This is a genomic window from Desulfobacula sp. (assembly GCF_021107415.1).
The window spans coordinates 1-5,621 of the sequence record NZ_JAIOSW010000180.1 but is presented as its reverse complement, the minus strand read 5'-3'; the positions used below and the strand labels follow the sequence as shown (position 1 = coordinate 5,621).

Here is a 5,621-nt window from a genome sequence, read left to right as displayed (position 1 = left end):
TTTTAAAACAGATAAAAATTTATCGACATCTTCCTGAAATGGCACATCCACAACTTCAGACAGGTATGACAGGTAGAACCCGTCATAATGAACCATAACAGGCACCTGGATATCATAATCCTCAGCCAGCCTGTATGCTTGGAGAACAAGGTCGATTATTTCCTGGCAGTCTTCTGCAATAAGGAAAATCCATCCGGCATCCCTTGTGGAAATCATATCCTGCTGCCCGGAACATACGGCAATAATCCCCGGTGTTTCACGATTTACATTCACCATGACCACTGGCGCTCTGGCCCCTGCTGTTGCTAAAACCGCATCATACATAAAAGCAAGGCCCCATGAAGAAGTGGCGGTAAACACCCTGCCACCTGCAAGGGAAGCAGCCATAACAGCGTTCATGGCAGAATTTTCACCTTCAACAGTAATCAGTTCGCAATCCATTTCCCCGTTTGCATGAAATTTGGAAATCTGCTCAATTATTTCTGTCTGGGGAGTAATCGGGTATGCTGCCACCACATCCGGACGGGCAAGTTGGGCTCCGATCGCGGCTGCGGCATTTCCGGTTATAACCTTAATCTGTGACTTCTCTTTGGCTTTTGTATTCATTTTTAAAAATCCCCCTCCGGCATCATGGAAATTGCATTTGTGGGACATTCTTTGGCACAGATCCCGCACCCTTTACAAAATCCCAGGTCAGGAGAAAAATATGAATTTTCAACCATCTCCATTACCTGAATCGGACAATAGATCGCACAAAACCCGCAGAATATGCATTGATCCTTATCAACCACCGGCCGTTTGGTTCGCCAACTCCCGGTATCAGAACACATCAGGGGGTCATTTGCATCTGACCACGGTCCTTCATGCTTAAAAAATTTATTTGGTGACATACAACCCACTCCTCCTTAGAAAATAAGATGACCCTTTATGAAATATAGTTCTGCAATCGTATCTATTTCATAGCTACTACATAGCGATAGCCTAATTGCATTGTCAAGTAAAAAATTATTTTTTTTATCAAAAAAATATCAAAATTGAACAATAAGAAGTGGTACTTATAGAATTTACGCGGGTTTCAAAATCTTATAAATAGTTGATTAGTCAACTATCTTCTAAGGATATATCTTTCCCATTATCCATTGAAACAAATTTTTACAAATATTTAATTCTTAGACAGGGTTCACGTATCTGTATCCCACGCCATGAATGGTGGTGATAAGAGATGGGTTGGAAGGGTCGGTTTCGATTTTTTTGCGAAGCTGCGCAATATGCTGATCAAGGGTCCGGGTGGTGCCAAGATAATCAATCCCCCAGATGGCATTTAAAATATTATCCCGGCTTAAGACTTCTCCCGGATGTGCATAAAAAAGCCGGATAAGCTTGATTTCTCTTTCTGAAAGATCAATGGTACTGCCATTTTTGGACAATTTATAGGTTTTAGAGTTTACTTCAAACTCACCAAATATAAATACGTCATGGATAAACTCTTTTTTTCCCGGTGATGCTCTTTTGCCTCTGCGAAGCACGGCAGCTATCCTTGCTAAAAGCTCATGAACACCAAAAGGTTTGGTCACATAATCATCCGCGCCAAGCTTGAGCCCTACCACCTTATCAATTTCATCACCTTTGGCTGTCAGCATGATAATACAAACGTCTTCATTTTGCCTCCGGATATCCCGGCAGACATCATACCCGCTTTTTTCAGGCATCATGATATCCAAAAGAACTAGATCAAAGGAATTCTTTGCAAACAATTCCAGAGCCTGCCTGCCATCTTTGGCCTGGGTTACCTGATAATTTTCGCTTTCAAGGGTATCCACAAGTCCCATCCTGATATTGATATCATCTTCCGCCACAAGAATTTTAATGCGGTTCATATTTTTTTATCCTTATTGTAAAACAGCTGCCATTTTTCGGCATAGGATAAAAAGTAAGATCTCCTTTAAGATCTTTCAGAATCTGTCGTGCAATGCTCAATCCCAATCCTGATCCCGGCTGCTGTGCGGTTAAGGAATTATCCACCCTGTAAAATTTTTCAAACACTGCCTCTCTTTGTGGTTTTGGTATACCCGGCCCGTCATCACAGATTTTTAAGAGAATAAAAGAATCATCCTTTTCCAGAACAAATTTGATAAACTTTCCTTTACCGGCATATTTTAATACATTATCCACGAGATTCAGGACCACCTGCTCTATGGCATCCCGATCCGTTTTGACCGGATAGTCCCCTTCTTCAATCTGTGGTATGATTTTAAGTCCCTGGTTTTGAATCCTGATACTGTGGGCCTGGATCATCTGATCCAATAATTGATCCATTGCAAAGGTTGTCAAATGGTATGTCTTTTTGCCCTGTTCAAGTTTTCCAAAATCAAGCACGTTATTGATCAGTCTCGTTAATCGCCCACTTTCATTTACAATTACCGAAAGATAAGTCTGTGTTTTATTTTCATCTTTAACTCTTTTGGATAACAAAAGCTCTGCATACATTCTGATACTGGTCAAAGGTGTTTTCAGTTCATGGGATACTGAAGAAACAAATGAGGTTTTCTGCCTTGCATCTTTCATATTCTGAAGAGTCAGGCGGGTCAAAAGAATACCCCCGGATATAATGGCAGCGATAAACACACCCAGTAAAATTATAGAGATATATAAAAAGCCCTGATTTGATCCAAACCCTTTATGATCGATAAAAACAGCCATTTGCCAATGGGGCAGCAGGTTTGATATGGAAACGACTGCCAGGGGTTTTTCTTTGGGATCGACCATCATTTTTCCGGACTGATGCATAAAGTCACCGTTTCCATCCATTAATATCAACGCAGTCCTATTGTCCGGTAATTCCGGGAAATCAACCACCAGCCTTGACAACAAGGCCATCAATTCCAGTTCGATCCCGTATACCAATCCATTCTCATATTTTTGCACCCAGCCCAAAATGCACAATCGGTTCTCACTGAACCAGGGAATCCATCCTGACTTTTCTATCAATTGTTGTTCCGGTTCATCAGAGGAAAAGGCCTGCTGACCTGAGGCAGGCGCTTTTTGTACAAGTCTTGACAAGGCAACAAGTTTTTGACGGGATGATTTTGTCTGTTTTTTTATAGCAGAATCATATTGACTCGAATCTGAGTAAGACCCTGGCAAACCAGTAGCCTTTAATTCATCCTTTAAAGGATCTGCATTAAAATCAAACTTCATTCTCCCTGAAAACAGCGAGTCATACCGGGAAATAAACCGTCTCTCCTCAAGGGTGGATCCCATTCCCCTGACTGGATATTCAAGATCCCGGTCCTTTTGATAAATAAAAATATTGCGCACCAGAGGATTGATCTCTTCCCATATCAAAAGCGTTTTTTTAAGTTTATACTGATCAATATCCAGTAAAGACCGGCTTAAATTTTCCTGAACCGCTTCAACCGTGAGATGAATGGTTTCAGAAATTGCTTTTGCCCTTTCGGACAAGGCTTGGCTGGCTGACCGATTGATCCGATCCTGCTCATGGGCCAGGAGTCTTGCGGCAATACCGGCCATAATAAGGGTGGGCACTAAAAATAGTGCCCAGAATATGATAATGGAACGTTTGCTTGTCATACCTTATGCCATACCAGTTTTTTACCTATTGTGAAAGCTGCTGGTTTTTCATCTGATAAGATTTGGTCCTTAAAACCTTACGGCTTTTCTTGCTCATGCCCTGAGCTTCAATCATCTCAGCCTGAATTTCAAGATCATCGGCTTCTTTGATAAGTTTTTCATCCCTGTACATTGTACCGATGCCTTTTAACCTGGCTGCCGACTGCTTAAGTTCTTTTACCGCCTCTTTTTTCTTTCCCTTATCAGACAATTCAATGGCTTTTTCCTGGGACAGGGCATTAAGATTTAATTGATATTCCCTTACCACATCAATGTTGGTTGATCCGGCGACCTTTTCAGGATCACTGCTAAAGCCGGCATATGAGATTCCGGTTGATTGTTCCTGTTTCCGGGTGAAAGGATTTTCATAAGTTACATCAACCTGGGCAATCTTGATTCTTGATCCGGATGTTGACTTTGGAATATTGACTTCAACCAGGGCATACTTTTCCTGATCCCCATAAAGCTGATTCATGTAAAGCTCTATCTGTTTTCCCCGTATCCTGCCTTCCCTGCCGATAATATTAACAGGCTTTACATTGTCCGGCAGCGTTATAATCACTTTTACTTTTTTCGCCACCACATTTAATACATCCCCCAGTTCTGCTGAAAAAATCCTGGGAAGATCAAATCCCGACTCGACAAAATAGGTGTTACCATCACTTTTCTGGGCAAGCCTTGCCATGAGATCTTCATTATAATCCGTACCAACCCCAATAGTTGTGACGGAAATATTTTCTTTAATCAAGGCCGCCCCCAGCCGTCCAAGATCTTCCGGCATCCTGGGTCCCACATTGGCAAGGCCATCTGACAGAAGAATAATACGATGGATATAATCATTTTCAAGATTTTTTCTGATCTCGGAAGCACCCTGACTGACACCACCGAAAAGGGCGGTACTGCCACCGGCGCGAATCTGTTGAATGGTGTGGATAATCCCCTGTATATTTCGAGCATTCTGAGCCGGGACAATGGTATGGATATTGGTATCATAGACCACCACGGAAAAAATATCCTGGAACCCCAGCCGGGTTAATGCTTCAATGGCAGCTGCCTTTGCCTGTTCAATCTTGGTGCCGTTCATGGAGCCGGACTGATCCAGAACCAGGGCAAGATTAACAGGGGGCCTTTTAACATGGACAGGGGCCGATGGTGCATCAAGGGTCACCTTAAGCACTATATTCTGGGAATCTCCTGCCAACAGAACGGCCCTGTCTGTCTCCACCCTGCAGATAACTTTGGTAGATTCAATTTTCGCCCCTGCAACTCCCATCATCAAGGTAAATATAATCAAAGCTGTAAAAAAAGAAATAATTATTCGGTGCTGATACCATCTTGAGTGTGTCATGGTCTTTCTCCTCTGTGTATTGAGTTAATCAATTTTTTTGTAAAACTGCAATATAAAGATTAGTTTTACATCTAACTCAACTCTACAGGATCTGATTTCCCAATGTGTCATGACGGGGTAAAAAGGTTGTAAAAAACTTGTAAAAAAATTATACAATCATCCGGGCAAGGTCTTTGGCCTTCTCAAAACCAGGTTCAATGATTGCCTGCATTTTTTCTTGGGAAATATTGTAAACGCCAACTGCCTCGGCAATCATTTCATCCAGCCCGTTATTTGAATCATCTTCCCTTAATATTGAAACCAGTCTGATGGGCCCTAAAACTTCATACTCTTTGTCAATATCCGGGTTGTGATGATTCTTGATGGCCAACGCAATATTTTCAGGAAGCCCCCATTCACTGCAAATCCATGTGGCAACCTGGGCATGATCCCATTCCAGAGACTCTCGCTCCAATTGGGCAAGATCGCCTCCTTCAAGATGCCATTTCTCCAAAATCGAATTATAATCCTCACTCCTGTGGCAGGCAAGAAACGGCAGGGCCATATCCTGGAGAAAGGCTGCAGTAAAACATTCAGACTCTTTTGCCGGGCAGAGGATTTGTGCAAGCTCATGGGCCAGCATTGCCCGCCTTGCAGATGCCAG

General features: G+C 42.4%; 5 protein-coding genes and 1 pseudogene. All 6 read right to left on the bottom strand.

The annotated features are described in order from the left end of the window. Positions 1 to 606 (bottom strand): annotated as a pseudogene (locus tag K8S13_RS09825) (pyruvate synthase subunit PorA); the annotation flags it as partial. 2 nt (positions 607 to 608) lie between these two features. After that, positions 609 to 890, bottom strand: a complete 282-nt coding sequence (locus tag K8S13_RS09820; protein WP_291462269.1) for a 4Fe-4S binding protein — start codon at positions 888 to 890, stop codon at positions 609 to 611. Between the two features lie 279 nt (positions 891 to 1,169). Beyond that, entirely contained in the window at positions 1,170 to 1,877 is a 708-nt protein-coding gene (locus K8S13_RS09815; protein WP_291462268.1) for a response regulator transcription factor, read from the bottom strand. Beyond that, positions 1,864 to 3,591: a HAMP domain-containing sensor histidine kinase gene (locus tag K8S13_RS09810; protein ID WP_291462267.1), complete on the bottom strand. Its 1,728-nt coding sequence runs from the start codon at positions 3,589 to 3,591 to the stop codon at positions 1,864 to 1,866. The genes K8S13_RS09815 and K8S13_RS09810 overlap by 14 nt, the downstream gene beginning before the upstream one ends. A 25-nt stretch (positions 3,592 to 3,616) precedes the next feature. Beyond that, positions 3,617 to 4,978 (bottom strand): VWA domain-containing protein, encoded by a 1,362-nt coding sequence (locus K8S13_RS09805; RefSeq protein ID WP_291462266.1) that lies wholly within the window; start codon positions 4,976 to 4,978, stop codon positions 3,617 to 3,619. A 148-nt stretch (positions 4,979 to 5,126) separates the two neighbouring features. Then, on the bottom strand, positions 5,127 to 5,621 hold a 495-nt coding region (locus K8S13_RS09800), incomplete at its 5' end, for an HDOD domain-containing protein (RefSeq protein ID WP_291462265.1).

Excerpts from the sequence above, each read along its gene's own strand:
- K8S13_RS09820 (WP_291462269.1), bottom strand. The coding sequence starts at position 890 with ATGTCACCAAATAAATTTTTTAAGCATGAAGGACCGTGGTCAGATGCA.
- K8S13_RS09815 (WP_291462268.1), bottom strand. The coding sequence starts at position 1,877 with ATGAACCGCATTAAAATTCTTGTGGCGGAAGATGATATCAATATCAGG.
- K8S13_RS09810 (WP_291462267.1), bottom strand. The coding sequence starts at position 3,591 with ATGACAAGCAAACGTTCCATTATCATATTCTGGGCACTATTTTTAGTG.
- K8S13_RS09805 (WP_291462266.1), bottom strand. The coding sequence starts at position 4,978 with ATGACACACTCAAGATGGTATCAGCACCGAATAATTATTTCTTTTTTT.